Origin of the sequence: Streptomyces sp. CA-210063, from assembly GCF_024612015.1 — a bacterium.
In the GTDB taxonomy this organism is placed as follows: Bacteria; Actinomycetota; Actinomycetes; order Streptomycetales; family Streptomycetaceae; genus Streptomyces.
Genome location: NZ_CP102512.1, coordinates 1,600,618 through 1,625,311, shown reverse-complemented (window position 1 = coordinate 1,625,311; position 24,694 = coordinate 1,600,618). Strand labels below are relative to the sequence as shown.

The window sequence follows — 24,694 nt, the reverse complement described above, 5'->3', positions numbered from 1 at the left end:
ACCGACGTACCGTGGCGAGGTGGCTGAGAACGTTCGTTACCTCGCTGAAGGCCCCCGTGTGGGGATACGACACTTCACACCCGACGACGGCGCCGAGTTCACCGCGCGGGCGCGGGAGAGCAAGGCCCTGCACCAGCCGTGGTTGTTCCCGCCGACCACAGCCGCCGCGTACGCCGCGTACGCGGGGCGGCTCATCGAGGACCCGACGAAGGCCGGGTTCCTGGTGTGCGAGAAGGACGGCGGGGGGATCGCCGGGTTCATCAACATCAACAACATCGTGGAGGGCGGCTTCCAGTGCGGCGCCCTCGGATACGGGGCGTTCGCGCACGCCGCCGGGCGGGGGCTGATGCGGGAGGCGCTCGGGCTGGTCGTCGACCACGCGTTCGGGGCGATGGGGCTGCACCGGCTGGAGATCAACGTGCAGCCGGGGAATGCCGCCTCCATCGCGCTGGCCCGGCGGTGCGGATTCCGGCTGGAGGGGTTCTCGCCGGACTTCCTGTTCATCGACGGGGCCTGGCGGGACCACCAGCGGTGGGCCGTCACCGCCGAGATGGGACGAGACCGGGGGTCCCGGGCGTGAGCCGCAGGAATGAGTGATTCCCGCCCCGGCGGCCTTCCCGTCGCGCAGGATGAGATCCATGCGGAACATCGTCGTCGTGGACGCCCCCTCGAACCTCGGCCTGCGGCCGCCCGCCCCGGGTACCGTGCCCGGCTGCTACAAGCTCGCCGGTGCGCTGCGGGAGCAGGGCATCGTGCGGCGGCTCGGAGCGCTGGAGGGCGGGGTGGTGGTGCCGCCGCGCTACGACCGGGGGAACTGGCAGGAGGGCGACGGCGTCTTCAACGCGGCCGCGATCGCCTCGTACACGCGCAGGCTCGCCGACCGGATCGAACGGCATGTCCGAGCCGGTGAGCTGCCCGTCGTCCTGGGCGGGGACTGTTCGATCCAGCTCGGCGCCTCGCTCGCCCTGCGGCGGATCGGGCGGTACGGACTGGTCGCGATCGACGCGTCCGCCGACTTCCGGCATCCGGGGAACTCCGACCGGGTCGGGGCGGCCGGCGGAGAGGAACTGGCGCTCGGCACCGGGCGGGGGCAGTCCGACCTGACGGACCTGGAGGGGCTCGGGCCCTATCTGCGCGACGAGGACGTACGGCTTTTCGGCATCCGGGACGAGTTCGAGGACGACCGGGCCGAACTGGCCGCGCTGAAGATCCCCGTCGTGACCGTCGGCGAGCTGCGGACCTGGGGTGCGGAGGATCTCGCCCGGGTCACCGCGCAGAGCTTCGAGACGCCGGAGCCGGCCGGTTTCTGGGTGCATCTCGACGCCGACGTCCTCGACCCGTCCGTCATGCCCGCCGTCGACAGCCCCGACCCCGACGGGCTCCTCGCCGACGAACTGACCGCACTGCTCCGCCCGCTGGTCAGGTCACCGCACTGCGTCGGCCTCAACATCACCATCTACGACCCCGATCTCGACCCCGACGGCACGGCGGGCGCGCTGCTCACGGACATCGTGGTGACCGCGTTCGCCGACTGACCCTCCGGCCGCCGGGCACCCGCCTGCGTCGGACGACCGGAGCTACCCGACCGTCCGGCGGTCCGCGTACTCGTAGACCGAACCGTCGGGGTGGACCGCGATGAGATTGCGGCCGACAGGGGTGGGGATCGGTCCCGCCAGCACCTGGGCGCCCGAGTCGGTGAGGACCTGGTGGGCCTCGTCGACGTCCTTGACCGCGATGGTGGCGGTGACCTTGCGTAGGACCTCCAACTCGGACTCCGGGCCGCTCATCAGGAGGAAACAGCCGACGGCGGCGACCTGGACGCCGCCGCGTTCGAAGCGCATCGCCGGTCCGCCCGAGAGTCTCTCGTAGAACGGGACCGCGGCTTCCAGGTCGTCGACGCAGATGCGGAGCGTGGTGCCGAGAATCTCCATGCGGAAAAGCCTAGTTGGGGCCGGCCGGGAAAGGGAGATCGTTTCGGACGGTTGGACCGGATCGGCTCGCTGATCGATCACCCGTCCGCCGTCCGCCGTCCGCCGTCCGCCGTCCGCCGTCCCTCGTCCGCCGTCCGCCGTCCGCCGTCCGCCGTCCCTCGTCCGCCGTCCGCCGGCCCCCCCGGACGCGCCGTTACGCGGGTCCCGGCCCGGGTACTCGGGCGGCATGGACCGCTTGGATCATCTGGAACATCTGGACAAGCACCTGGTCGACGAGCTGGCGCTGGTGGCGCGCGAGACCGTACGGGACGAGCTGCGGCAGCAGACGCGCAAGCAGCGCCGTAGGGCCGCGCTGTACGCCGCGTCCGGTGCCGTCGCCCTGTACGCGGGTGCCGCCCTCGCGCTGGCCCTCGGTCTGGCGCTCTCGCTGGGCCTGCCCGACTGGGCGGCCGCGCTGATCACGGCCGTCGTGCTCGGTGTGGTGGCCTATGTGCTCAGGGGCGCGGCCCGTCCTTCGGCGTCCCGGCCCACGGCCGGGCGCGAGGGGGAGCTCGCGGCGGGTCGTGACCAGGTCGTCGGTGGTACGGCGCCGGGGATGCCCCCGGGTGGGATGGGCCCGGCCGGTTATCCGCCGGTGCCGCCCGTCGCGCCCGGCGGTGGGACCGGGGCCGTGGGTGGACCTGCGCCCGGTACGGCGGCCGGGGCGCCGCCCCCGCCGGGTATCGACCCCGAGACGCCGCATCACAGGGCCTGACGGGAGTGTCGTGATGTCCGTACGCCGCCGCAGGACCGTGGTCGTGACCGGGGCCAGCGGTGGCGTCGGCCGGGCCGCGGCCGTGGCCTTCGCCGCCCGGGGCGACCGGGTGGCGCTGCTCGCCCGGGGGCGTGAGGGGCTCGCGGCGGCGGCCGACGAGGTGCAGCGGGCCGGGGGCGAGGCGCTGGTCGTGCCCGTGGACATGGCCGACGTGAAGGCCGTGGACGACGCGGCCCAGCAGGTCGTCGACGCGTTCGGCGGCATCGACGTGTGGGTCAACAACGCCTTCGCCGGGGTGTTCGCGCCCTTCATGGACATCACGCCCGACGAGTTCCGGCGGGTGACGGAAGTGACGTACCTGGGCTATGTGTTCGGGACCCGGGCGGCGCTGCGGCACATGCTGCCGCGCGACCGAGGCACCGTCGTCCAGGTCGGCTCCGCGCTCGCCTACCGGGGCGTCCCGCTGCAGTCCGCGTACAGCGGGGCCAAGCACGCGATCCAGGGCTTCAACGAGTCCCTGCGGTGCGAGCTGCTGCACGCGGGCGCGCATGTGCGTACGACCATGGTGCAGCTGCCGGCCGTCAACACCCCTCAGTTCGACTGGGTGTTGAACCGTCTGCCGGGGCGGGCGCGGCCCGTCGCCCCCATCTACCAGCCGGAGGTCGCCGCGCGGGCGATCGTGCACGCGGCGGGGCACGGGCGGCGGCGGGAGTACTGGGTGGGCGGGTCGACGGTGGCGGCCCTGATCGCCAACGCGGTGGCGCCCGCGCTGGTCGAGCGGTATCTCGCTCGTACCGGGGTCGAGTCCCAGCAGGATCAGTGGGATGCGGGGGAAGCGGGGAAGCAGCGGGAGGACCTCGGCGATTACGGCGGTCACGGGAATCTGTGGACCCCTGCGGACGGTCCCCACGGGCGGGACTTCGGGGCGCATGGACGCTTCGACTCCGAGGCGGTGACGGGGAGCCCGCAGAACTGGGTCTCACGGAACCGGAACCGGGTGGGCGCGGGCCTGGTGCTGGGCGGGCTGGGCGCCGCGACGACCACCGGCCTGCGCCGTCGCGGTCGTTCTCGGCCCAGCTGATGCCCCAGATGATGCTCGGCCCAGATGATGAGGAGAGGGAGCACCATCTGGGCCGAGAACTGTGGGGTGGTGTGGGTCAGTTGGGGCCCTGTTGGAGTTGGGGGAGGACCTTCGTGCGGTAGAAGTCGAAGAAGCCGCGCTGGTCGGGGCCTATCTGGCTGACGTAGACGCGGTCGAAGCCGGCGTCGGCGAAGGCGGTCAGTTCGGCGACGTGTTCGTCGACGTCGTCGCCGCAGACCGTGTTCTCGCTGACCATCTGTTCGGTGACCAGCGGCTCCAACTGCTCGAAGTGGCTGGGGGTGGGCAGGATCTGGGCCATCTCGCCGGGCAGGAGCTGGCTCGACCAGAGGCTGCGGACGAGACGGACGGCCGCGTCGCGGTCGGGGCCCCAGCACACCTTCGTACCGCCGCTGACGAGTTTCCCGCCCCCGCCGCCCTTGCGGTACTGGGCCACCAGTTCCTCGTCGGGGCCCATGGTGATGAAGCCGTCGCCGATGCGGGCGGCGAGCCCGGTGGCCTTGGAGCCGAAACCGGAGATGTCGATGGGGACGTGCTCGTCGGGGACCGTGTAGAGGCGGGCGTTCTCCACCGTGTAGTGGGGGCCGCGATGGGTGACCTCCTCGCCGGTGAACAGGCGTCGCATCACCTGGACCGCCTCCTCCAGCATCTCCAGACGGACGTCCGCCGGGGGCCAGCGGGTGCCGAGGACATGCTCGTTGAGCGCCTCGCCCGAGCCGATGCCGAGCCGGAAACGGCCGCCGGTCATCACCGAACTGGTCGCCGCCGCCTGGGCGACGACCGCCGGGTGGATCCGCACCGTCGGGCAGGTCACCGCCGTCTCGATCGGCAGCGACACGGCCTCGGAGAGCGCGCCGATCACCGACCACACGAACGGGCTCTGACCCTGGGCGTCGTTCCAGGGATGGTAGTGGTCCGAGATCCACAGGTGCTGGAATCCGGCCTGCTCGGCCATCCTCGCCTGCTCGATCAGCTCAGCGGGACCGAACTCCTCGGTCGCCAAGAAGTATCCGTATGCGGGCATGGGGGTACCTCCGCGACGGGTGCGGGTCGGGTCGGGGTCCGAGTACCCGGGGGTCACCGGGGAAACCCACGGACGTTCGGACGCCCTGCCGGTTTGGGCGCCTTGACCAGGGGGACGCGGAAGGCTCGTACGTCACAGGACCCCTGTGCCTGAGGACGACGCTCAGGACCCCTACGCCTGAGGACGCTGAGGCTCCTCTGCGCGACCCCGCCGGAGGCGAACCGTGAGTCGACCCCGCATCGTGATCGTCGGAGCCGGCTTCGCCGGCTACCGGACGGCCCGCACCCTGTCGCGGCTGACCCGGAACAAGGCCGACATCACCCTGCTCAACCCGACCGACTACTTCCTGTATCTGCCCCTGCTGCCCCAGGTCGCCGCCGGCATCCTGGAACCACGCCGGGTCACCGTCTCCCTCGCCGGCACCCTGCGCCATGTCCGCCTGGTGCTGGGGGAGGCCGACGACATCGACCTCGACGCGCGCACCGTGCACTACTCGGACCCCGAGGGCGGCGTCGGCACGCTCACCTACGACCGGCTGGTGCTCGCCGCCGGCAGCGTCAACAAGCTGCTGCCCATCCCGGGCGTCGCCGAGCACGCCCATGGCTTCCGGGGGCTGCCCGAGGCGCTGTACCTCAGGGACCACGTGACCCGGCAGGTCGAACTGGCGGCGGGTGGCGAGGACCCCAAGAGCTGCGGCGCGCGCTGCACCTTCGTGGTGGTCGGTGCCGGATACACCGGCACCGAGGTCGCCGCGCACGGCCAGCTGTTCACCGACGCGCTGGTACGCAGGCAGCCGTTGCGGGAGGGCATGCGGCCGCGCTGGATCCTGCTCGACATCGCGAAGCGGGTGATGCCCGAGATGGACGAGAAGCTGTCGCGGACCGCCGACCGGGTGCTGCGGCAGCGGGGTGTCGATGTCCGGATGGGGACCTCCGTGAAGGAGGCGACGCCGACCGGAGTGCTGCTGAGCGACGGGGAGTTCGTCGACACGCGCACGCTGGTGTGGTGCGTGGGCGTACGGCCCGATCCGCTCGCCGAGTCGCTCGGGCTGCCGATGGAACGAGGCCGGCTGCTCGTCGAGCCCACGCTGCACGTGCCCGGGCGGCCCGAGGTGTTCGCCTGCGGGGACGCGGCCGCCGTGCCCGATCTGACCAAGCCCGGCGAGTACACGCCGATGACCGCCCAACACGCCTGGCGGCAGGGGAAGGTGGCCGGGCACAACGTCGCGGCCTCCCTCGGCCGGGGTGAGCCCAAGCCCTACCGCCACAGCGACCTGGGCTTCGTCGTGGACCTCGGCGGCGTCAAGGCCGCCGCCAACCCCCTCGGCATACCGCTGTCCGGCCCCGTCGCCGGAGCCGTCACCCGCGGCTACCACCTCGCCGCCATGCCCGGCAACCGCATCCGCGTCGCCGCCGACTGGCTCCTCGACGCCGTACTGCCCCGCCAGGGCGTCCAGTTGGGCCTCGTACGGTCCTGGTCGGTACCCCTGGACACGGCCTCACCGGAACTGGCCAGGATGCCGGGCGGACCGGAGAAGGCGGGGGCGGAGAAGGGCCGGGGGACGCCGGAGAGGCCGGAGCAGCGGGAAGCACGGACCGCGCCCGATCGGGCCGGGGTGTCGGGCGGGCCCGGAGCCGCACGCAAGCAGGAAGCACCTGCCAAGCCGGGGCCCGCGGCGGTGCCAGGGGCCTTGGAGGAACCACACGCCGCACCGGTGCCCGGGGCATCGGACCACTCCCGGTCCGCCCCTGAGCAGCACCCACCCGCGAAGCCCGGACCGACCGCGGTGCCGGGGGCGCCCGAGAACCCCAAGCCGGCGCCGTCGCGGAGCCCGGCCCCCGATGACCCTCAGAAGCCCGCCAAGGGTTCGGAAGGAGACTCATGAAGAGCCGTCAACTCACCGATCTGGCCCAGCAGTTGCGGGTCGACAGTATTCGTGCCTCGGGGGCCGCGGGGTCGGGGCACCCGACGTCGTCGATGTCGGCGGCCGAGCTGATGGCGGTGCTGCTCGCCGGGCATCTGCGCTACGACTTCGACCGCCCCCAGCACCCCGGCAACGACCGCTTCGTGCTGTCCAAGGGCCACGCCTCACCGCTGCTGTACTCCGCGTACAAGGCGGCCGGCGCGATCAGTGAGACCGAGCTGATGACGTTCCGCAAGCACGGCAGCCGTCTCGAAGGGCACCCGACACCGCGCAAGCTGCCCTGGGTGGAGACGGCCACCGGCTCGCTCGGCCAGGGGCTGCCCGTCGGCGTCGGTATCGCGCTGGCCGGGAAGCGGCTGGACCGCACCGGCTACCGGGTGTGGGTGCTGTGCGGGGACAGCGAACTCGCCGAGGGATCGGTGTGGGAGGCCGCCGAGCACGCCTCGTACGAGCATCTGGACAACCTCACCGCGATCGTCGACGTCAACCGGCTCGGCCAGCGCGGGCCCACCCGCCACGGACACGACCTGGACGCCTACGCCCGCCGCTTCGCGGCCTTCGGCTGGCACACGATCGAGATCGACGGGCACGACGTGGACGCCGTCGCCCGCGCCTACGGCGAGGCCGAGTCCACCAAGGGCCAGCCCACCGTGATCCTCGCCCGCACCCTCAAGGGCAAGGGCGTCGAGGCCGTCCAGGACCGCGAGGGCCTGCACGGCAAGCCGCTCAAGGACGCCGAGGAGGCGATCGCCGAACTCGGCGGCGTGCACGACATCCGCGTCGAGGTCCAACAGCCGCCCGCCGCCCGGATGCTGCACGCCGTACGCACCGGGCACCTGGAGCTGCCGCGCTACGAGACCGGCGACGAGGTCGCCACCCGGAACGCCTTCGGGCAGGCGCTCGCCGCGCTCGGTACCGCGCGCGGTGATGTCGTCGCCCTGGACGGCGAGGTCGGCGACTCCACGCGCGCCGAGTTCTTCGCCAAGGAGCACCCCGACCGGTTCTTCGAGTGCTACATCGCCGAACAGCAGCTGGTGGCCGCCGCGGTGGGGCTCGCGTCACGCGGCTGGGTGCCGTACGTCTCCACGTTCGCGGCGTTCCTCAGCCGCGCCCACGACTTCATCCGCATGGCGTCGATCAGCGGGTCCGGCATCAACCTCGTCGGCTCGCACGCGGGCGTCGCCATCGGGCAGGACGGGCCCTCACAGATGGGCCTGGAGGACCTGGCGATGATGCGCGCGGTGCACGGCTCGACCGTGCTGTACCCGTGCGACGCCAACCAGACCGCCAAGCTCGTCGGCGCGATGGCCGGCCTCGAGGGCATCCGCTATCTGCGCACGTCCAGGGGCGACACGCCCGTTCTCTACAGCCCGACCGAGGAGTTCCCGGTCGGCGGAAGCAAGGTGCTGCGCGCCTCGGACACCGACCGGCTGACGGTCGTCGCGGCCGGGGTCACCGTCCACGAGGCGCTGAAGGCCGCCGACGCGCTGGACGCCGAGGGCATCCAGGTCCGGGTGATCGACCTCTACTCGGTCAAGCCCGTCGACCGGCGCACCCTGCGCGAGGCCGCCGAACGCACCGGCTGCCTCCTCACCGTCGAGGACCACCACGAGGAGGGCGGACTCGGTGACGCGGTCCTCGACGCCTTCCTCGACGGCCGGCCGGTGCCCCGCCTGGTCCGCCTCGCCGTCCGCACGATGCCGGGCTCGGCCTCCCCCGAGGAGCAGCTGCGGGAGGCGGGCATCGACGCGGAGGCGATCACGGCGGCCGGACGGCTGCTGGTGGAGCACGCGATCGCGCCCTGAGCGGCCTTGGCGCGAACAACCCGTCCACAGAGGGGAGTCGGAGATGGGGGACACGCACACGATGCGGGTCGGCCGGCGTGGCGTCGAGATCCACCGACCGGACAAGGTGCTGTTCCCCGCCGACGGGAACGGCGGCGGCAGGGAGTACACCAAGGGCGACCTGGTCGCCTACCACCGTGCCGTCGCCCCGTTCATGCTGCCCCATCTGCGCGGGCGCCCGCTGATGCTGGAACGGCATCCCGACGGGCTCGACGGGCCCATGTTCATGCAGAAGAACACGCCCGAGCACTACCCGGACTGGATCGAACGGGTCGAGGTGCCCAAGGAGGGCGGCACGGTCCTCCACCCGGTGTGCGAGGACGCGGCCACCCTGGTCTACCTCGCCGACCAGGCGTGCCTCACCCTGCACCGCTGGCTCTCCAAGGTGGGCCACGTCGACCGGCCCGACCGGCTGGTCCTCGACCTCGACCCGGCGGTGGACGACTTCGAGCAGGTCCGCGAAGCGGCAAGGGACGTAAGGGAGCTGCTCGACGAGTTGAAGCTGCCGTCCGCGCCGATGACCACCGGCTCCAAGGGTGTCCACATCGTCGTACCGCTGAACGGGCGCGACGACTTCGACGCCGTACGCGACTTCGCCAAGGAGATCGCGGAGGAACTCGTCCGGGCCCACCCCGACCGGCTCACCACCGAGGCCCGCAAGAAGGACCGCGGCGACCGGCTCTACCTCGACGTGCAGCGCAACGCCTACGCCCAGACCGCCGTCGCCCCCTTCACCGTACGGGCACGCCCCGGCGCGCCCGTGGCCACGCCCCTGACCTGGGAGCAGTTGGACGATCCGGCCGTCGACGCCCGGCGCTGGACGCTGGAGGACGCCGTCGAACAGGCCCGGACCAACCCCTGGGCGGGGGCGATGAGCAGGGGCCGTGCCCTGGGGCCGGCGCGGCGACGGCTCACGGCGCTGCGCGGGTGAGCCCAGAAGGTTTGGCCAACGGACGTGGGGCCACTCGGTCTTCGAGGTGGCCATGTCGAACACATCCAACACATCAAAAACACAGAGTTCACGTAAATCCCAGAAATCGGATGAACCGGAAGAAGCGCAGGAATCGAACGAGGAGCGCGAGTCCTCCGGGGATTCACGGCATGACGCGTCGGACGACCGCCCCAGCCCCATACAGGTGCTGCGCCACGCGCGGACCCAGCTCGCGGAGCTGACCGGCATGGCGCCCGAATCCGTGTCGTCCTTCGAACAGAACGAGGACGGCTGGACGTTGGAGGTCGAGGTCCTGGAGATCGCCAGGGTCCCCGACACGATGAGCCTGCTCGCGAGCTATCGGGTGGAACTCGACCCCCAGGGCGAACTCACCGGCTACCGGCGCGTCCGCCGTTACGAACGCGGGAGGGCCGACCCACATCGCCCCGGCGGCCGCTAGGCCGCCGTCCCGCTCCAGCATCCACAGACAAGGAGGATCAGCCGGCATGACCGTAGTCCCGGCACAGCAGTCCGGCGGCGGAGGCGGCAGCAGCGGCCTGTACGACGTCCTGGAACTCATCCTCGACAGGGGGCTCGTCATCGACGCCTTCGTACGAGTCTCCCTGGTCGGCATCGAGATCCTGAAGATCGACGTCCGGGTCGTCGTCGCCAGCGTCGACACCTATCTGCGCTTCGCCGAGGCGTGCAACCGGCTCGACCTGGAGGCCGGGCCGCGCAAGAACCCCGGCCTGCCGGATCTCGTCGGTGAGATCACCGAGTCCGGTGCGCGCGGCAAGTCCAAGGGGGCGCTGTCCGGCGCCGCCGAGACGGTCTCCGACGCCTTCCGGCAGGCCCGCGACGAGGGCCAGACCGAATCGCGGCCACGGGCCCGTAAGACCACGAGCTCGCGCAAGAGGGAGGAACAGGAGTGAGCACGTACGTCTACGGCATCGCCGCGAGCTCACACCCCGCACTTCCCGAGGGCATGGGCGGCGTGGGCGACCCCGCGCGCCCCGTGCGCATCCTCCAGGAGGGCGAGCTGGCGGCGATCGTCAGCGAGGCCCCCGAGGGGCTGCGCCCCAAGCGCAAGGACCTGCTCGCCCACCAGAACGTCCTGAGCGAGGCGGGTGCGGGCGGCCCCCTGCTGCCCATGCGGTTCGGCAGTGTCGCACCGGACGACGCGTCCGTCACCGGGGTGCTCGCCGAACGCGCGGAGCACTACCTGGAGCGGCTCGGCGCCCTGGACGGCAAGGTCGAGTACAACGTCAAGGCCAGCCACGACGAAGAGGCCGTGCTGCACCGTGTGATGGGGGAGAACCCCGAGCTGCGCGCCCTCACCGAGGCCAACCGGCAGGCGGGCGGCGGCACTTACGAGGACCGGCTGCGGCTCGGCGAGATGGTGGTCGCCGCGGTGCAGGCCCGGGAGGCCGAGGACGCGGCGGAGCTGCAGCGGGCACTGGAGCCGGCCGCGACCGCCGTCAGCGCGGGTCCCGAGTCCACCGGCTGGCTCGCCAATGTGTCGTTCCTCGTGGACCGGCAGTCGGCCGAGGTGTTCCTCGCCGCCGTGGAGCAGCTTCGCAAGAGCCATCCGCATATCGAGGTCCGCGTGAACGGGCCGCTGCCGCCGTACAGCTTCGTCGAACCGGGCCCCTCACAGCCCGCGGAGACCACGCACTGACAGCGTTCCGCACGCGTGTTCACGGCGCGCCCTGCGCGCGGCGTTCTCAGGCCGAGGAGGCGAGTACATGGGATTGATCACCGAGGTGCTGCTGCTGCCGTTCGCACCGGTGCGCGGCAGCTTCTGGGCGGTGAGACAAGTGCTCACCGAGGCCGAGCGCCAGTACTACGACCCGGCGGCCGTCCGCGCCGAACTCGCCCGCCTCGAGCAGCGGCTCGAAGCGGGCGAGATCGATGAGGAGGAGTTCGACCGCCTGGAGGACGAGCTTCTCGACCGGCTGGAGATCAGCGCGCGCCGGAGCACGGGAACCGGCGACGGGAGGACAGGATGAATCGACTGGGACTGGGCCTCGCCATCGGGGCCGGATACGTTCTCGGACGTACCAAGAAAATGAAACTCGCGTTCGCGGTCGGCACCATGGTGGCCGGCAAGCGGATGCAACTGAGCCCGCGGGCGCTCGCGGACCTGGTGTCACAACAGCTGCAGAACAACCCGCAGTTCAAGGAGATCGGGGACCAGCTGCGCGAGGACCTGCGCGGTGTCGGCAAGGCGGCCACCGGCGCGCTCGTCGAGCGGCAGATCGAAGGGCTCGCCGACCGGCTGCACGGGCGCACCTCACAGGTGCGCGACCAGCTGGCCGGAGCGGCCCCTGACCTGCCGGGGCGCGGCGAGGAGGAGGCCCGGGAGGATTCAGCCCCTCCGGCGCTTGAGGAGCGGGGTCCGGGGCGGAGCCCCGGGGACGGGACGGGTAGGGGCGGCGGGGACGAGAAACCGCGGGTCGGCCACGACGCATCCGAGGACGAGCGGCAGTCACCGCGCAAGCGGGCGGTGAAGAAGGCCCCCGCGAAAAAGACGGCCGCCCCTTCCGCCCGGAAGGCCACGCCGAGGAAGGCCGCGGCGAAGAAGACGGCCGCCGGCAGCGCCCCGGCCAAGAAGGCCGCACGCAAGGCCACCCGGGCGCGGACCACGAGGGGAGGCGGCGGCGATGACTGACACCCTCGGCGCGGCGACCGGCCGCGCGACCCGTGGGGCGACCGGCGCGACGGACCGGGCGAAGGACGCGACGAAGAGCAGTCCGCTCACCGACGTGGTCCACAGCGAGGCCGTCGACCATCTCAAGGCCGAGGCCCGGGAGTATCTGGCCGCCCAGGCCCAGCGGCTCCTCGTCGGCGCCGGCCGCAAGCTCGGCGAGACGACCGTCAAGCTCAACGACATCGCCGAGGGCAACAGCCCCGGCTTCGCGAAGCTCGCCCTCGAGGGCGGCCGCAAACTCGCCGAGGGCAAGGGGCCGTTGCGCACCGCCCTGGAGGTGGGCGCGGGCCGCGCCAAGGACAATGTGCTCGACGCGCTCAAGAACCTCGGTGGCGGCAAGGGCACACGCAAGGGCGGCTCGGGCAACAAGCCCACGGTGATCGTCGAGTCCATCGACGTCGGGGTGCCGGTGCGTACCGCGTACGACCAGTGGACGCGATTTCAGAGCTTCAGCACCTTCGCCAAGGGCGTGAAGAGCGCCGACCGGGCCGACGACACCCACTCCGACTGGCAGCTGAAGGTGTTCTGGTCCAACCGCAGCTGGAAGGCCCACACCACCGAGCAGGTGCCCGACGACCGGATCACCTGGACGTCGGAGGGCGCCAAGGGCACCACGAAGGGGGCCGTCACCTTCCATCGCCTCGCGGACAACCTCACCCGGGTTCTGCTGGTCATCGAGTACTACCCGAAGGGCCTCTTCGAGAAGACCGGCAACATCTGGCGCGCCCAGGGCCGCCGGGCGCGGCTCGACCTCAAGAACTTCGCCCGCTTCATCACCCTCCGTGGCGAGGCCGAGGACGGCTGGCGCGGCGAGATCCGCGACGGCGAGGTCGTCGTCAGCCACGAGGACGCCCTCGCGGAGGAGGAGCAGCGCGAGGAGGCCGAGGGCGAGCCCGAGGACGAGGCCGAATCCGAGTACGGGGAGGAGGAGCCGGAGCCGGACGAGGAGCCCCGCGACTCCTACGAGCCGGCCGAGGCCGATGAGCGCGATGAGCGCGATGAGACGGACGAGGCCGACGAGTACGCCGACGAGGCAGAGGAAGGCGACGAGGCCGAGGAAGGCGACGAGGAGGCCCCGGAGGACGAGTACGAGGAGGTTCCCGAGGCCGAGGGCGACGCCGGAGAGGACATCGACGAGGAACCGTACGAGGATGAGGACGAGGAACGGGCCACCGCGGGCGGGAGCCGACGATGACCTTCCCGAGCCGAGTCCCCGAGCCGTACGGGCAGAACGGGAGCGCCAACCTGGCCGACATCCTGGAGCGTGTACTCGACAAGGGCGTAGTGATCGCCGGCGACATCCGCATCAACCTGCTCGACATCGAGCTGCTCACCATCAAGCTGCGCCTCATCGTCGCCTCCGTCGACAAGGCCAAGGAGATGGGGATCGACTGGTGGGAGACCGACCCGGCGCTGTCCTCGAACGCCCGCCGTGACGAACTCTCCCGTGAGAACGCCGAGTTGCGGGCCCGCCTCGCCGAACTGGACGACGACGGGTACCGGCGGGAGCCGGAGCGGTCCATCGAGCGCGGCCGCGCCAGAGAGGAGCCCTCATGACCGGACTGCGTTATGTGTACGCCGTCTGCCGCCCCTTCGACGCGGCCCTCCAGTCCCAGCTCACCGGGGTCGCCGGCGCGCCGCCCCGGCAACTGCGCCACCACGACCTGATCGCCGTGGTCAGCGAGGTGCCGGAGCGCGACTTCGCGGAGGAGCCGCTCCGCGCGCACCTGGAGGACCTGGACTGGCTGACCGAGACCGCCCGCGCCCACCAGAGCGTGATCGACGCGCTCACCGTCGTCACCACGCCCCTGCCGCTGCGGCTAGGCACCGTGTTCCGCGACGACAGCGGCGTACGGGTCATGCTGGAGGCCCGCGAGGAGAGCTTCCTGCGGACCCTGGACCGGCTGGCGGGCCGGGTGGAATGGGGCGTCAAGGTGTACGCGGAATCCGAGGCCGAGGAGCCTTCCCAGGAACCGGCGAAGATCTCCAGCGGTCGCGACTATCTGCGGCAGCGGCGCCGGAGCCACCGGGCCCACGAGGAGATGTGGGAGAACGCCGAGCGGTTCGCGCGCCGCCTGCACGAGACTCTGTCGGAATTCGCCGAGAACAGCCGGCTGCACGCCCCCCAGAATTCGGCGCTCTCCGGTGTTCCAGGCCGCAATGTGCTGAACGCGGCCTATTTGGTGCCGCGCACCCATTCCGAGGAGTTCGTGGAACTGGTGGATCGCACGAAGGGTGAGGAGCCGGGATTGCGCGTGGAACTCACCGGACCGTGGGCGGCGTATTCCTTCAGCGGGGAGGAAAATCCGTGACCGTCGTGGAACGTCGTGAAGTGGCCCTCGTCGATCTCCTCGACCGGCTCCTCGCCGGCGGGGTCGTCATCACGGGCGACCTCACCCTGCGCATCGCGGACGTCGACCTCGTCCGTATCGATCTGAACGCCCTGATCAGCTCCGTGAACGCACAGGTTCCGTCACCCTGGGGAGGTATCGAGTGACCGGCCGCAACCGTCTCGAACTGGAGCCGGACACGGTGGAACGGGACCTGGTCAAGCTGGTCCTGACCGTCGTCGAACTGCTCCGTCAGCTGATGGAGCGGCAGGCGCTGCGCCGCTTCGACACCGGGGAGCTCTCGGAGGACCAGGAGGAACGCATCGGGCTCACCCTGATGCTTCTCGACGACCGGATGACCGAGCTGCGCGAGCGCTACGGCCTGCGGCCCGAGGACCTCAATCTGGACCTCGGGCCGCTCGGACCGTTGCTACCGCGGGAATGAGTAATGCGGGAGTGAATTCACTTGTGGTTCGGGCGGATTCACCACCTGTACCAGCGGCCCCTTCCTCCGGAGGCGGACGTACCGCGCACCAGGAATCCGAGGAGCCACAGCACCAGAACGGCCAGTGCGATATACCAGAGAACCTTCACCGCGAATCCGGCGCCGAAAAGAATCAGCACCAGAAGCAGTACCAGCAGGATGGGAACCATTATGCGAACCTCCTGATGGTTCGGGTTTCCAGAATTCGCTCGATCAGGCCGCCTTACGGCAGAGAATTTCTCCGTGCAGTACGGCGAACCAGCCGTCCTCCCGCCGCCCCCATTCCCGCCAGGCCGCCGCGATCGCGTCGAGCCGCTCGACCGTGGCGTGACCGCTCTCGGTGGCCCGCTCGGCGTAGGAGGAGGCGACCGTCCGGTCCGCCCACAGTCCGCTCCACCAGGCCCGCTCGTCCGCCGTGGCGTAGGTCCAGGTGGCGGAGGTGGCCGTGATGTCGGTGAGCCCGGCGCGCAGCGCCCACGACTTCAGCCGGCGCCCCGCGTCGGGCTCGCCGCCGTTGGCGCGGGCCATGCGGCGGTACAGGTCCAGCCAGTCGTCCAGGCCCGGGGACTCGGGGAACCAGGTCATCGCCGCGTAGTCGGAGTCACGGACGGCGACAAGACCGCCCGGCCTGGTGACCCGGCGCATCTCGCGCAGCGCCTGGACCGGGTCGCCGACGTGCTGGAGCACCTGGTGCGCGTGGACCACGCAGAAGGTGTCGTCGGGGTAGTCGAGTGCGTGGACGTCCGCGACCGCGAAGTCCACGTTGCTCAGGCCGCGTTCGGCGGCCGTGGCGCGGGCCTGGTCCAGGATGCCCAGGGCGTGGTCGACGCCGGTGACATGCCCGTCCGGGACCAGGGCGGCCAGGTCCGCGGTGATGGTGCCCGGACCGCACCCGATGTCCAGGATCTTCATGTGGGGCTTCAGCGAACCGAGGAGGTAGGCCGCCGAGTTGGCGGCCGTCCGCCAGGTGTGCGAGCGCAGCACCGACTCATGGTGTCCGTGCGTGTAGACGGCGGTCTCCCGTGCCTTCGACATGGCCGTTCCCCTTCCATGAGGTCCGCGAGGTCCGCGAGGTCCCCGAGTTCGTGCTCGAACCGTACGCGACCATGTCGAATGATGAGACCGCCGTCTTGAATTGTGGACTGGCTGCCGCCTGGGTGTCTCTTGCCTCTGTGATGCCTCAGTGCATCGGTACGGGCCGGTAGACCGTCAGCGCCTCCGGGATCTTGCGCAGCGTCAGATCGCCTTCCACCTCAGTGACTTCACCGTCGTACGCGAGGAGGGTGCCCGGCGCGATGCCGTCCACCCGGAGCCGGCGTACGCGGACCGCCGCGTGGGCCGGGGTGCGGGTCAGCGGGCCGGCGACGGCCGCGGCCAGCAGCCGCAGCGCCGGGCGGCGGCCGCCGTGCACGACACGGACGTCCAGCAGACCGTCGGCCAGGTCGAACCGGCGGGCCGGGGCGAGGCCCAGCCGGTGGTACGTGCCGTTGCCCGCGAAGAGCAGCCAGATCGGGCGCGGCCGGCCCAGGAAGGTGGCCTGGAGCGGATGGCGGTCGGAGCGCAGGACCCGCAGCGCCGCGATCACCCCGGCCGGCCAGCCGCCGATCATCCGCTCCCAGCGCTCGCGCTCCCGGACCAGCTCCGGATAGACGCCCAGGCTGAACGTGTTGAGGAAGTGGCCCTCCGTCTTCTCGGTCGCGAAGTGCCCGAGGTCCACCCGGACGGCCTCGCCCTGGCGCACGGCGCGGCCCAGGTCGCGTACGTCCTCCACGCCGAGGTCGTGCGCGAAGTGGTTGAGGGTGCCGCCGGGGAGTACGGCGAGGGGGAGGCCGTGGCGCAGGGCCACCTCGGCGGCGGCGTTCACCGTGCCGTCGCCGCCGCACACGCCGAGCACCCGGGCGCGGGCGGCGGCCTTCTCCAACTCGGCCTTCATGTCCTCCGGTTCGCACTCCACGGTCTCGGCGCCGGGCAGGGTGTCCCGCAGCGCGCGTACGCGGTCCGACGTGCCCGAGGCCAGGTTGGCGACCACGACCAGACCGTGCCCGTCCGGCAGCGCGGGCGCGTCCACGTACGGGCGGCCGGGTGGCGGGAGCTGGTCACGGGTCGGCGCCATGCCCCGTACGGCATAGGCGGCGCCCACGCCCAGGGCGGCGCCCACCAGGACGTCGCTCGGGAAGTGCACGCCGGTGTAGACGCGGGACAGCGCCACCGCGGCCGCCAGCGGCGCGACCGCCGCGCCCCAGCCGCGGGACTCCAGGGCGACGCCGGTCGCGAAGGCGGCGGCGGAGGCGGAGTGGCCCGACGGGAAGGACGTGGTGATCGGCTGGCGCTTCAGCTGGCGCATCATCGGGACGTTGTCCAGGACCGGGCGGGGGCGGCGGATCGAGCGCTTGCCGAGGGTGTTGATCGTCGCCGAGGCGAGGGCGAGGGAGGCGACGCCCCGGACGGCCGCCCTGCGGGCCCTCGGGCTCCGGGTCGCCGCGATCGCCGCCGCCGTGGCGAACCACAGAACGCCGTGGTTCGCGGCGCGGCTCAGCTTCGGCAGGAGGGGGTGGGCGCCGGGCCAGTCGCGGGTCGCCACCGCGTTGAAGAGGCGGCTGTCCGCGGCGAGGAAACGGTCGCGGAGTATGTGGTGGCCCGGGGGGCGGACGGTGAGGTCGACGTCTGGGGTCATGTGTCCACGGGTACCCCATGGCGGCGGAAGCGTGTCGGGCGGGGGTGGGGTAGGTGACTGAGCCGGGGTTCGCTGGGCGCCCGGTGTTCGGTGCTGGGCGGGGCGGGTTTCGCTCACCGGCGCCGGCCGGGTGCCGCTGCGCCCACCCGTGCCGCCGCTGCGCCCACCCGTGCCGCCGCTGCGCCCACCCGTGCCGCCGCTGCGCCCACCCGTGCCGCCGCTGCGCCCACCCGTGCCGCCCCAGCGGCACGACTGCCCGCAGCCAGGACAGCAGGGGTGATGGCGGCGCGGTTGTCCGGGCTGGGACGGCTGGGACCGCTGGGGCGAGGGCGGCGCGGCTGCCCTCGGCTGGGGCGGGCTGGGGTGGCGGCGGTACGAGTGCCCGTGGCTCCTGGGCGCCGATATGGATTTGCTTGGTTGTTGCCCGGCCTCGGACAATGCGCCCCATGGGACACCTTGAAGCCGCTCATCTGGAGTACTACCTGCCGGACGGGAGGGCGCTGCTCGGTGATGTGTCCTTTCGGGTGGGGGAGGGGGCCGTGGTGGCGCTCGTCGGGCCCAATGGGGCCGGGAAGACGACGCTGCTGCGGTTGATCTCGGGGGAGCTGAAGCCGCACGGGGGCTCGGTGACCGTCAGCGGGGGGCTCGGGGTGATGCGGCAGTTCGTGGGGTCCGTGCGGGACGAGACGACCGTGCGGGACCTCCTCGTGTCGGTGGCGCAGCCGAGGATCCGGGAGGCGGCCGAGGCCGTCGACACCGCCGAGCACGGGATCCTGACCGTGGACGACGAGGCGGCCCAGCTGACGTACGCGCAGGCCCTCTCCGACTGGGCCGAGGTGCGCGGCTACGAGGCGGAGACGCTCTGGGACATCTGCACCACGGCCGCGCTCGGGATGCCGTACGAGAAGGCGCAGTGGCGACAGGTGCGGACGCTGTCCGGCGGTGAGCAGAAGCGGCTCGTCCTGGAGGCGCTGCTGCGCGGCACCGACGAGGTGCTGCTGCTCGACGAGCCCGACAACTACCTCGACGTCCCCGGCAAGCGCTGGCTGGAGGAGCGGCTCAAGGAGACCCGCAAGACCGTGCTCTTCGTCTCCCACGACCGGGAACTGCTCTCCCGCGCCGCCGAGAAGATCGTGAGCGTGGAGCCGGGTCCCGCGGGCGCGGACGCCTGGGTGCACGGCGGCGGATTCGACACGTACCACGAGGCGCGGCGGCAGCGCTTCGAGCGCTTCGAGGAACTGCGGCGCCGCTGGGACGAGAAGCACGCCCAGCTGAAGAAGCTGGTGCTGACGCTCCGTCAAGCAGCGGCCGTCAGCCATGAGATGGCCTCGCGGTACGCCGCCGCGCAGACCCGGCTGCGCAAGTTCGAGGAGGCCGGGCCGCCGCCGGAGCCGCCGCGCGAGCAGGACATCAGGATGCGGATCAAGGGCGGTCGTACGGGAGTAAGGGCCGTCACCTGCGAGGGACTTGAGCTTTCCGGGCTGATGAAGCCCTTCGACCTGGAGGTCTTCTACGGCGAACGCGTCGCCGTCCTCGGCTCCAACGGCTCGGGCAAGTCCCACTTCCTGCGCCTGCTCGCCGGCGACGACGTCGCCCACACCGGCCGGTGGAAGCTCGGCGCCAGGGTCGTCCCCGGGCACTTCGCGCAGACGCACGCCCACCCCGAGCTGGAGGGGCGGACACTGCTCGACATCCTGTGGAAGGAGCACGCCCAGGACCGCGGCGCCGCCATGTCCCGGCTGCGCCGTTACGAGCTGACCAAGCAGGCCGAGCAGCCCTTCGACCGTCTCTCCGGCGGCCAGCAGGCCCGCTTCCAGATCCTGCTCCTGGAACTGCAGGGCGTCACCGCCCTGCTCCTCGACGAGCCCACCGACAACCTCGACCTGGAGTCCGCCGAGGCCCTTCAGGAAGGGCTGGAAGCCTTCGACGGGACGGTCCTCGCGGTCACCCACGACCGTTGGTTCGCTCGCTCGTTCGACCGCTATCTCGTCTTCGGCTCCGACGGCCGCGTACGGGAGTCACCGGAGCCGGTGTGGGACGAGCGCCGCGTGGAGCGCGCCCGCTGAGCGCTCCGCCGGATGCACGGTGTCGAACCCGCGGACCGGCGGGGGCTGGTCGCGCGGTTCCCCCGCGCCCCTTACTGGGCGCGGGACCGCACCGTCCCCGCCGGACAGGTCACTTCCAGCGCAGCAGTGCGCCCAGTCCGCCGACCGGCACCTCACGCTCCGTGGCCTCGGCCGCAGCCGTCACGGAGATCGCGGGGGCACCGGTCGTCACGACGGACCGCAGCAGCGCGTCGTCCGCGCGGGCCGACAGGGCGTGGTCCTCGGCGAGCCCGAGCGTCCGCAGCTCGGTACGGCGTACGGCCACCTGGTCGGGGTCCTCGCCGACCCACAGCGCCCGGTGCGTGTCGGGTCCCTCGGGGCGGACGAGCAACTCGTCGATGCGGTGCTCACGCGCCGCCTCCACCAGCTCGGCCACGTCCTCCACGGCCCCCGGGCGCCCCTCGGCGTCCGGGCTGCGCGCCGCCAGGAACCTCTCGATCTCTTCGGCGGCCCGGCGGCGTACGTGCTCGGTGCGGACCCGCTCCACGTCCTCGTCCAGCAGCCTGCTGCCCGCCCCGTGCGGGGCCTCGACCACCCGGTCGAGCAGCTGCTGCGGCAGCCGGTCCCGCACGGCATGTCGCTCGCGGTCCTCACCGACGAGAATCAGCAGGTCGGCGCGGGTCTCCTCCTGGCACCCGGCGAGCGCGTCGGCGACCTCCGCCGCGTTGTGCTCCCAGGTGTTCTCCACCCGCAGCTGGAAGTGCCGCTCCGACCAGTCGGACGTGCTCGTGCGGTGCAGTGGCCACTGCCGCCCGGCCACCGCCCCGGCGTCCTCGCCGCCCAGGGCGCCGCGCAGCTCGAACCGCGCGCCCCGCCGGTCGACGTACGCCACCAGGCACACCGGGTCCTCCCCGGCCAGCTCCAGCAGCGGTGCCGTACGGGGCAGCGGGGACCAGAAGGCCTGGTTCGCCGGGGGTGGCGAGGTGAGCGGCGGGTCCAGGACCACCTGGCCGTCGCGGGCGAAGAAGGCCCGGCCGTGCGGCTCGGCGTCGTGGCGCAGCTCCTCCACGGCCCGGAGCACGGCCCGGCAGGTCGCCTCGTCCGCTCCCTGCTCGGCCAGCTCATGGGAGACGGCGGCCGCCGTCAGGGACCGTTCATGGGCCATGGACTCCGATGGCGCGGACGAACCGACGTACACAGAGGCCCAGGGCCCGGGATGTTCGTACAGTGGATGGAGAAACGCGAGATCCATGGCTCCCTCCCGGATGCCGCTCGGGGTAACGCTTGCCGGGCGGGTACCCGGACCTCATGGAGGAACACGAAGATCGGGGTACCACCATGACCGGAGTGCAGCCGGACCAACTGGACGACCAGCAGTTGATGAAGGAGCTGGAGTCGATCCACCGCACCCGCCACGAAACGCTGCTGCATGGATCGAGCGAAGCGCTGCGCACCCACAACGAACGGATGGCGCAACTGGAGGGCGAGTATCTGCGGCGCCATCCGCGCCGGCCGGTCGCCCCGGGCCGCACGCGCGAGGGCGCGCGGGAGCGAGGGCCGGCATGACGTCGGACGCGCAGGCGAGTGCGCTGCTCACCCGGCACGCCGAGGCGCAGGACCTCTTCGGCGTGCGGGTCCACGCGGTGCGCCACGACCAGTGGGGGGCGGGCACCCCCTGCACCGAGTGGACGGTCCGCGACCTCGTCAACCACCTTGTGTCCGAGCAGCTGTGGGTGCCGTCGCTGGTGCGGGACGGCTGCATGATCGAGGAGGTCGGCGACACGTTCGAGGGGGATCTGCTGGGGCCGGATCCCGCGGCGTCCTGGGACACGGCGGCGCATTCCGCGCGGGAGGCGCTCGCGGCGCCGGGTGCGCTCGAACGTACGGTCCATTTGTCGTACGGGGACACTCCGGCGACCGCGTACTGCGCCCAGATGGTCGCCGATCTCGTCGTCCATGCGTGGGATCTGTCGCGGGCGATCGGGTTCGAGGAGCGGCTGCCCGAGGAACTGGTGGGGTTCGCCGTGGAGGAGATCACTCCCTATGCCGGCGACCTGGAGAAGAGCGGGTTGTTCGGGGCGCCGGTGGAGCCGCCGGCGGGCGCGGATACGCAGACCAGGTTGTTGTGTCTGCTGGGGCGGCGACCATAGTTCGAGCGCCGTTGTCCGAGAGCCGGGGAGAGCTCGGGGCTTGATGTGCGTCGCGGGATGCCGGTGCGTGGGGGTTGATCGCGCAGTTCCCCGCGCCCCTGACGGGCCGGGCCTGCCCCTTCGGGGCGGCCCGGCCCGTCACCGTCTCAGCAGCGGGTCGGTGGGCGGTCCCAGTGGCGGTGTGCCGCTATCGCCGCCACGAACTCTCGGACGAAGTCCTCGCCCGCCGTGCCCTGGGCCGTGTCCGTCACGACTCCCCGGTCGGTCACCACGTGGTGGAACTCGGAGGAGAGGCGTACGCCCTCGGGTTGCAGGGCGGCGACGATGCCGACGCCGGAGCCGAGGGCGCCCACGGGTTTGCCGTGGCGGTAGGCGTCGCGGACGAAGCGCATGGCGTCGGGGTCGGTCGACGGGGACGGCGTGGCGACGGGGCCGCCCGGGAGGAGGACCGCGTCGTAGAGGACGGACGCCACGGTCGGCAGAGCGCGGTCCACGGTGTACTCCGCGCCGTCCGAGCCGCGTACGGTGCCGTCCTGGGCCGCGATGGCCTCCACGATCGCGCCCTGAGCGGCCAGGGCCTCCCGCACGCTGGTCACCTGGTCGGCGTCCACGCCGTCGGCGACGAGTACGGCGATCTGGCGGGTGCGGATGGAGCCGGGGCCGCGCTGGGACTCCAGACTGAGCGCGGGGGAGGTGAGCTTGTACGCCACCGGCTCGGCGTCCGTCGGGACCGGGACGCCGATGCCCTTCGCCACCTCGGATGCCAACTCCGGGTCCACCTTGGCCAGTTGCCCGACCGTGCGGGCGCGGACGCTGAGGGCGCCGACCTTGCCGAGTTCGAAGCGGAAGGCGGCCACGATGTGCTGCTTCTCCCAGGGGGCCATGCTGTTCCAGAACATGGCGGGCTGGCTGTGGTGGTCCTTGAAACTCTCGCTGCGGCGGCGGATCTTGGCGCCGTCGACGCGTTCGGCGTAGTGGGTGTAGGCGTTGGCGTCGACGCCCGCGTGGGCGGGGCAGCCGCCGCCGAGGGAGTTCGGGAAGTAGTTCGTGCCGCCGTGGATCGCGGACTGGTGGTAGCCGTCGCGCTGGTTGGTGCGTACGGGCGCCACCGGGCGGTTCACCGGCAGTTGACTGAAGTTGGGGCCGCCGAGGCGGATCAACTGGGTGTCCAGATAAGAGAAGTTGCGGGCCTGGAGCAGCGGGTCGTTGGTGAAGTCGATGCCGGGGACGACGTTGGCGGTGTGGAAGGCGACCTGTTCCGTCTCCGCGAAGAAGTTCTCGGGGTTGCGGTCCAGCACCATACGGCCGATCGGCCGTACCGGCACCTGCTCCTCCGGAATGATCTTCGTGGCGTCGAGCAGATCGAAGTCGAAGGCGAACTCGTCCTCCTCGGGCACGAGTTGGACGCCCAGCTCCCACTCCGGGTACTCGCCGGCCTCGATCGCGTTCCACAGGTCCCGGCGGTTGAAGTCCGGGTCCCGGCCCTGGCACTCCTGCGCCTCGTCCCACACCAGCGAGTGCGTGCCCAGCTTCGGCTTCCAGTGGAACTTGACGAACGTGCCGCGCCCGTCGGCGGTCACGAAGCGGAAGGTGTGCACGCCGAAGCCCTGCATCATGCGGTAGCTGCGCGGGATCGCCCGGTCGGACATCAGCCACATGATCGCGTGCAGTGTCTCCGGTTGAAGGGACACGAAGTCCCAGAGCGTGTCATGTGCGGACGCGCCCGTCGGGATGTCGTTGTGCGGCTCCGGCTTCACCGCGTGCACGAAGTCGGGGAACTTGATGCCGTCCTGGATGAAGAAGACGGGGAAGTTGTTCCCGACGAGGTCGTAATTGCCTTCCGACGTATAGAACTTGGTGGCGAAGCCGCGTACGTCCCGCACGGTGTCCGCGGAACCCTTGGGGCCCTGCACGGTCGAGAACCGTACGAAGACCGGGGTCCGGACCGACGGATCCTGGAGGAACGCGGCGCGGGTGAACTCGGCGCAGGACTCGTACGGTTCGAAGTAGCCGTACGCGCCCGCGCCCCGCGCGTGCACCACCCGCTCGGGTATCCGCTCATGGTCGAAGTGGGTGAGCTTCTCCCGGAAGTGGAAGTCCTCCATCAGCGTCGGCCCGCGCTCGCCGACGGTCAGGGAGTCGTCGGTGTGGTCGACGGCCACGCCCTGGTCGGTGGTGAGGGGGCCCGACGCCGGGTCGTCCGGGTGGGCGGCCTCGCGCTGTCGCTGTTTGCGGTCCATGGGGGAGCTCATCAGGCGGTCTCCTGGGAGAACACATCGAGGAACGCCTCGCAGAACGCCTTGAGGTCGTCCGGTTTACGGCTGGTGATCAGCTTGTTCGGGCCGTGGTCGCAGATCTTGACCTGCTCGTCGACCCAGGTGCCGCCCGCGTTGCGGATGTCCGTGCGCAGGCTCGGCCACGACGTCAGGACCCGGCCGCGGACCACGTCCGCCTCGACCAGCGTCCACGGGGCGTGACAGATCGCGGCGACCGGGCGGCCCCGCTCGAAGAACTCGCGGACGAAGGACACGGCCCGCTCGTCCATGCGCAGGAAGTCCGGATTGGCCACTCCCCCCGGTAGGACCAGCGCGTCGAACGACTCGGCCGGCACCTCGCCTACGACGTCGTCCACGGAGAAGGTGTCCGCCTTGTCGAGATGGTCGAAGGCCTGGACATGGCCGGGCTTCGTCGACACCAGCACGGGCTCGTGGCGGGCGTCCGTCGCCGCCTGCCAGGGGTCGGTCAGCTCGATCTGCTCGACACCCTCGGGTGCGGTCAGAAATGCGATACGCAT

The 24,694-nt window shown here is 71.6% G+C and carries 28 protein-coding genes; 20 read left to right on the top strand and 8 right to left on the bottom strand.

The features are described 5' to 3' along the window. Positions 1 to 19 precede the first annotated feature (19 nt). Positions 20 to 580 carry a GNAT family N-acetyltransferase gene (locus JIX56_RS07080; protein ID WP_257537908.1) on the top strand — a complete coding sequence of 187 codons (561 nt, stop codon included), beginning with the start codon at positions 20 to 22 and terminating at the stop codon, positions 578 to 580. Between the two features lie 58 nt (positions 581 to 638). Continuing rightward, on the top strand, positions 639 to 1,535 hold the full coding sequence (locus tag JIX56_RS07075; RefSeq protein ID WP_257537907.1) for an arginase family protein: 897 nt from the start codon (positions 639 to 641) through the stop codon (positions 1,533 to 1,535). Positions 1,536 to 1,577: 42 nt separating this feature from the next. On the opposite strand, the gene JIX56_RS07070 is transcribed toward JIX56_RS07075, so the two are convergent. After that, positions 1,578 to 1,931, bottom strand: coding sequence for a VOC family protein (locus JIX56_RS07070; protein WP_257537906.1), 354 nt, complete (start codon positions 1,929 to 1,931; stop codon positions 1,578 to 1,580). A 226-nt stretch (positions 1,932 to 2,157) separates the two neighbouring features. On the opposite strand from JIX56_RS07070, the gene JIX56_RS07065 reads away from it, so the two are divergent. Together JIX56_RS07065 and JIX56_RS07060 are read left to right on the top strand one after the other, a co-directional pair. Further along, entirely contained in the window at positions 2,158 to 2,685 is a 528-nt protein-coding gene (locus JIX56_RS07065) for a phage holin family protein (RefSeq protein ID WP_257537905.1), read from the top strand. 13 nt (positions 2,686 to 2,698) lie between these two features. Beyond that, complete coding sequence (locus JIX56_RS07060; RefSeq protein ID WP_257537904.1) at positions 2,699 to 3,766, top strand: SDR family oxidoreductase; 1,068 nt, start codon at positions 2,699 to 2,701, stop codon at positions 3,764 to 3,766. Positions 3,767 to 3,842: 76 nt separating this feature from the next. Here JIX56_RS07060 and JIX56_RS07055 read toward each other — a convergent pair whose 3' ends face one another. After that, the gene (locus JIX56_RS07055; RefSeq protein WP_257537903.1) at positions 3,843 to 4,808 is read right to left on the bottom strand and encodes a TIGR03557 family F420-dependent LLM class oxidoreductase; all 966 of its coding nucleotides are present in this window, start codon (positions 4,806 to 4,808) and stop codon (positions 3,843 to 3,845) included. 223 nt (positions 4,809 to 5,031) lie between these two features. Between JIX56_RS07055 and JIX56_RS07050 the strand changes: the two genes are divergently transcribed. The 13 genes from JIX56_RS07050 (at position 5,032) to JIX56_RS06990 (ending at position 14,992) form a co-directional block, all read left to right on the top strand. Next, entirely contained in the window at positions 5,032 to 6,693 is a 1,662-nt protein-coding gene (locus JIX56_RS07050) for an FAD-dependent oxidoreductase (RefSeq protein WP_257537902.1), read from the top strand. After that, positions 6,690 to 8,537: a transketolase gene (locus JIX56_RS07045; RefSeq protein ID WP_257537901.1), complete on the top strand. Its 1,848-nt coding sequence runs from the start codon at positions 6,690 to 6,692 to the stop codon at positions 8,535 to 8,537. Before JIX56_RS07050 ends, JIX56_RS07045 begins: the two co-directional genes overlap by 4 nt. Before the next feature lie 43 nt (positions 8,538 to 8,580). Beyond that, positions 8,581 to 9,507, top strand: a complete 927-nt coding sequence (gene ligD, locus JIX56_RS07040; RefSeq protein WP_257537900.1) for a non-homologous end-joining DNA ligase — start codon at positions 8,581 to 8,583, stop codon at positions 9,505 to 9,507. 52 nt (positions 9,508 to 9,559) lie between these two features. Beyond that, entirely contained in the window at positions 9,560 to 9,967 is a 408-nt protein-coding gene (locus JIX56_RS07035; protein ID WP_257537899.1) for a gas vesicle protein GvpO, read from the top strand. 46 nt (positions 9,968 to 10,013) lie between these two features. Next, the gene (locus JIX56_RS07030; protein WP_257537898.1) at positions 10,014 to 10,439 is read left to right on the top strand and encodes a gas vesicle structural protein GvpA; all 426 of its coding nucleotides are present in this window, start codon (positions 10,014 to 10,016) and stop codon (positions 10,437 to 10,439) included. Next, positions 10,436 to 11,185, top strand: coding sequence for a GvpL/GvpF family gas vesicle protein (locus tag JIX56_RS07025; RefSeq protein ID WP_257537897.1), 750 nt, complete (start codon positions 10,436 to 10,438; stop codon positions 11,183 to 11,185). The genes JIX56_RS07030 and JIX56_RS07025 overlap by 4 nt, the downstream gene beginning before the upstream one ends. A gap of 67 nt (positions 11,186 to 11,252) precedes the next feature. After that, positions 11,253 to 11,516, top strand: a complete 264-nt coding sequence (locus JIX56_RS07020; RefSeq protein ID WP_257537896.1) for a gas vesicle protein GvpG — start codon at positions 11,253 to 11,255, stop codon at positions 11,514 to 11,516. Then, a complete protein-coding gene (locus JIX56_RS07015) occupies positions 11,513 to 12,178 on the top strand; it encodes a DNA primase (RefSeq protein WP_257537895.1) in 666 nt (221 codons plus the stop codon). Before JIX56_RS07020 ends, JIX56_RS07015 begins: the two co-directional genes overlap by 4 nt. After that, a complete protein-coding gene (locus JIX56_RS07010) occupies positions 12,171 to 13,412 on the top strand; it encodes an SRPBCC family protein (protein WP_257537894.1) in 1,242 nt (413 codons plus the stop codon). The genes JIX56_RS07015 and JIX56_RS07010 overlap by 8 nt, the downstream gene beginning before the upstream one ends. Then, positions 13,409 to 13,774 (top strand): gas vesicle protein, encoded by a 366-nt coding sequence (locus tag JIX56_RS07005; RefSeq protein ID WP_257537893.1) that lies wholly within the window; start codon positions 13,409 to 13,411, stop codon positions 13,772 to 13,774. The genes JIX56_RS07010 and JIX56_RS07005 overlap by 4 nt, the downstream gene beginning before the upstream one ends. Then, a complete protein-coding gene (locus tag JIX56_RS07000; protein ID WP_257537892.1) occupies positions 13,771 to 14,529 on the top strand; it encodes a GvpL/GvpF family gas vesicle protein in 759 nt (252 codons plus the stop codon). The genes JIX56_RS07005 and JIX56_RS07000 overlap by 4 nt, the downstream gene beginning before the upstream one ends. Beyond that, the gene (locus JIX56_RS06995; RefSeq protein WP_257537891.1) at positions 14,526 to 14,714 is read left to right on the top strand and encodes a gas vesicle protein; all 189 of its coding nucleotides are present in this window, start codon (positions 14,526 to 14,528) and stop codon (positions 14,712 to 14,714) included. Before JIX56_RS07000 ends, JIX56_RS06995 begins: the two co-directional genes overlap by 4 nt. After that, positions 14,711 to 14,992: a gas vesicle protein K gene (locus tag JIX56_RS06990; RefSeq protein WP_033529790.1), complete on the top strand. Its 282-nt coding sequence runs from the start codon at positions 14,711 to 14,713 to the stop codon at positions 14,990 to 14,992. The genes JIX56_RS06995 and JIX56_RS06990 overlap by 4 nt, the downstream gene beginning before the upstream one ends. Positions 14,993 to 15,030: 38 nt before the next feature. Here the strand turns inward: JIX56_RS06990 and JIX56_RS06985 are convergent, their stop codons facing one another. From JIX56_RS06985 to JIX56_RS06975, 3 genes are all read right to left on the bottom strand, one after another. Continuing rightward, a complete protein-coding gene (locus tag JIX56_RS06985) occupies positions 15,031 to 15,201 on the bottom strand; it encodes a hydrophobic protein (RefSeq protein ID WP_152172599.1) in 171 nt (56 codons plus the stop codon). 43 nt (positions 15,202 to 15,244) lie between these two features. Beyond that, entirely contained in the window at positions 15,245 to 16,066 is an 822-nt protein-coding gene (locus JIX56_RS06980) for a class I SAM-dependent methyltransferase (protein ID WP_257537890.1), read from the bottom strand. Positions 16,067 to 16,211: 145 nt separating this feature from the next. Next, positions 16,212 to 17,705 (bottom strand): bifunctional phosphatase PAP2/diacylglycerol kinase family protein, encoded by a 1,494-nt coding sequence (locus tag JIX56_RS06975; protein WP_257537889.1) that lies wholly within the window; start codon positions 17,703 to 17,705, stop codon positions 16,212 to 16,214. 446 nt (positions 17,706 to 18,151) lie between these two features. Here JIX56_RS06975 and JIX56_RS06970 point away from each other — a divergent pair, with 446 nt between their 5' ends. Next, on the top strand, positions 18,152 to 19,771 hold the full coding sequence (locus JIX56_RS06970) for an ABC-F family ATP-binding cassette domain-containing protein (protein ID WP_257537888.1): 1,620 nt from the start codon (positions 18,152 to 18,154) through the stop codon (positions 19,769 to 19,771). A gap of 109 nt (positions 19,772 to 19,880) precedes the next feature. Here the strand turns inward: JIX56_RS06970 and JIX56_RS06965 are convergent, their stop codons facing one another. Next, the gene (locus JIX56_RS06965; protein ID WP_257537887.1) at positions 19,881 to 21,002 is read right to left on the bottom strand and encodes a baeRF2 domain-containing protein; all 1,122 of its coding nucleotides are present in this window, start codon (positions 21,000 to 21,002) and stop codon (positions 19,881 to 19,883) included. 56 nt (positions 21,003 to 21,058) lie between these two features. On the opposite strand from JIX56_RS06965, the gene JIX56_RS06960 reads away from it, so the two are divergent. Both JIX56_RS06960 and JIX56_RS06955 read left to right on the top strand, forming a co-directional pair. Continuing rightward, complete coding sequence (locus JIX56_RS06960) at positions 21,059 to 21,316, top strand: DUF6158 family protein (protein WP_257537886.1); 258 nt, start codon at positions 21,059 to 21,061, stop codon at positions 21,314 to 21,316. Continuing rightward, positions 21,313 to 21,900 carry a TIGR03086 family metal-binding protein gene (locus tag JIX56_RS06955; protein WP_257537885.1) on the top strand — a complete coding sequence of 196 codons (588 nt, stop codon included), beginning with the start codon at positions 21,313 to 21,315 and terminating at the stop codon, positions 21,898 to 21,900. The genes JIX56_RS06960 and JIX56_RS06955 overlap by 4 nt, the downstream gene beginning before the upstream one ends. A gap of 146 nt (positions 21,901 to 22,046) precedes the next feature. On the opposite strand, the gene JIX56_RS06950 is transcribed toward JIX56_RS06955, so the two are convergent. Together JIX56_RS06950 and JIX56_RS06945 are read right to left on the bottom strand one after the other, a co-directional pair. Beyond that, positions 22,047 to 24,152, bottom strand: a complete 2,106-nt coding sequence (locus JIX56_RS06950; RefSeq protein WP_257537884.1) for a catalase — start codon at positions 24,150 to 24,152, stop codon at positions 22,047 to 22,049. After that, positions 24,152 to 24,694, bottom strand: a complete 543-nt coding sequence (locus JIX56_RS06945) for a type 1 glutamine amidotransferase domain-containing protein (protein WP_257537883.1) — start codon at positions 24,692 to 24,694, stop codon at positions 24,152 to 24,154. Before JIX56_RS06945 ends, JIX56_RS06950 begins: the two co-directional genes overlap by 1 nt.

Coding starts and splice junctions, on each gene's coding strand:
- JIX56_RS07075 (WP_257537907.1), top strand. CDS start 639: ATGCGGAACATCGTCGTCGTGGACGCCCCCTCGAACCTCGGCCTGCGG.
- JIX56_RS07070 (WP_257537906.1), bottom strand. CDS start 1,931: ATGGAGATTCTCGGCACCACGCTCCGCATCTGCGTCGACGACCTGGAA.
- JIX56_RS07065 (WP_257537905.1), top strand. CDS start 2,158: ATGGACCGCTTGGATCATCTGGAACATCTGGACAAGCACCTGGTCGAC.
- JIX56_RS07060 (WP_257537904.1), top strand. CDS start 2,699: ATGTCCGTACGCCGCCGCAGGACCGTGGTCGTGACCGGGGCCAGCGGT.
- JIX56_RS07055 (WP_257537903.1), bottom strand. CDS start 4,808: ATGCCCGCATACGGATACTTCTTGGCGACCGAGGAGTTCGGTCCCGCT.
- JIX56_RS07045 (WP_257537901.1), top strand. CDS start 6,690: ATGAAGAGCCGTCAACTCACCGATCTGGCCCAGCAGTTGCGGGTCGAC.
- ligD (WP_257537900.1), top strand. CDS start 8,581: ATGGGGGACACGCACACGATGCGGGTCGGCCGGCGTGGCGTCGAGATC.
- JIX56_RS07035 (WP_257537899.1), top strand. CDS start 9,560: ATGTCGAACACATCCAACACATCAAAAACACAGAGTTCACGTAAATCC.
- JIX56_RS07030 (WP_257537898.1), top strand. CDS start 10,014: ATGACCGTAGTCCCGGCACAGCAGTCCGGCGGCGGAGGCGGCAGCAGC.
- JIX56_RS07020 (WP_257537896.1), top strand. CDS start 11,253: ATGGGATTGATCACCGAGGTGCTGCTGCTGCCGTTCGCACCGGTGCGC.
- JIX56_RS07015 (WP_257537895.1), top strand. CDS start 11,513: ATGAATCGACTGGGACTGGGCCTCGCCATCGGGGCCGGATACGTTCTC.
- JIX56_RS07010 (WP_257537894.1), top strand. CDS start 12,171: ATGACTGACACCCTCGGCGCGGCGACCGGCCGCGCGACCCGTGGGGCG.
- JIX56_RS07005 (WP_257537893.1), top strand. CDS start 13,409: ATGACCTTCCCGAGCCGAGTCCCCGAGCCGTACGGGCAGAACGGGAGC.
- JIX56_RS07000 (WP_257537892.1), top strand. CDS start 13,771: ATGACCGGACTGCGTTATGTGTACGCCGTCTGCCGCCCCTTCGACGCG.
- JIX56_RS06985 (WP_152172599.1), bottom strand. CDS start 15,201: ATGGTTCCCATCCTGCTGGTACTGCTTCTGGTGCTGATTCTTTTCGGC.
- JIX56_RS06980 (WP_257537890.1), bottom strand. CDS start 16,066: ATGTCGAAGGCACGGGAGACCGCCGTCTACACGCACGGACACCATGAG.
- JIX56_RS06975 (WP_257537889.1), bottom strand. CDS start 17,705: ATGACCCCAGACGTCGACCTCACCGTCCGCCCCCCGGGCCACCACATA.
- JIX56_RS06970 (WP_257537888.1), top strand. CDS start 18,152: ATGGGACACCTTGAAGCCGCTCATCTGGAGTACTACCTGCCGGACGGG.
- JIX56_RS06965 (WP_257537887.1), bottom strand. CDS start 21,002: ATGGATCTCGCGTTTCTCCATCCACTGTACGAACATCCCGGGCCCTGG.
- JIX56_RS06960 (WP_257537886.1), top strand. CDS start 21,059: ATGGAGGAACACGAAGATCGGGGTACCACCATGACCGGAGTGCAGCCG.
- JIX56_RS06955 (WP_257537885.1), top strand. CDS start 21,313: ATGACGTCGGACGCGCAGGCGAGTGCGCTGCTCACCCGGCACGCCGAG.
- JIX56_RS06950 (WP_257537884.1), bottom strand. CDS start 24,152: ATGAGCTCCCCCATGGACCGCAAACAGCGACAGCGCGAGGCCGCCCAC.
- JIX56_RS06945 (WP_257537883.1), bottom strand. CDS start 24,694: ATGCGTATCGCATTTCTGACCGCACCCGAGGGTGTCGAGCAGATCGAG.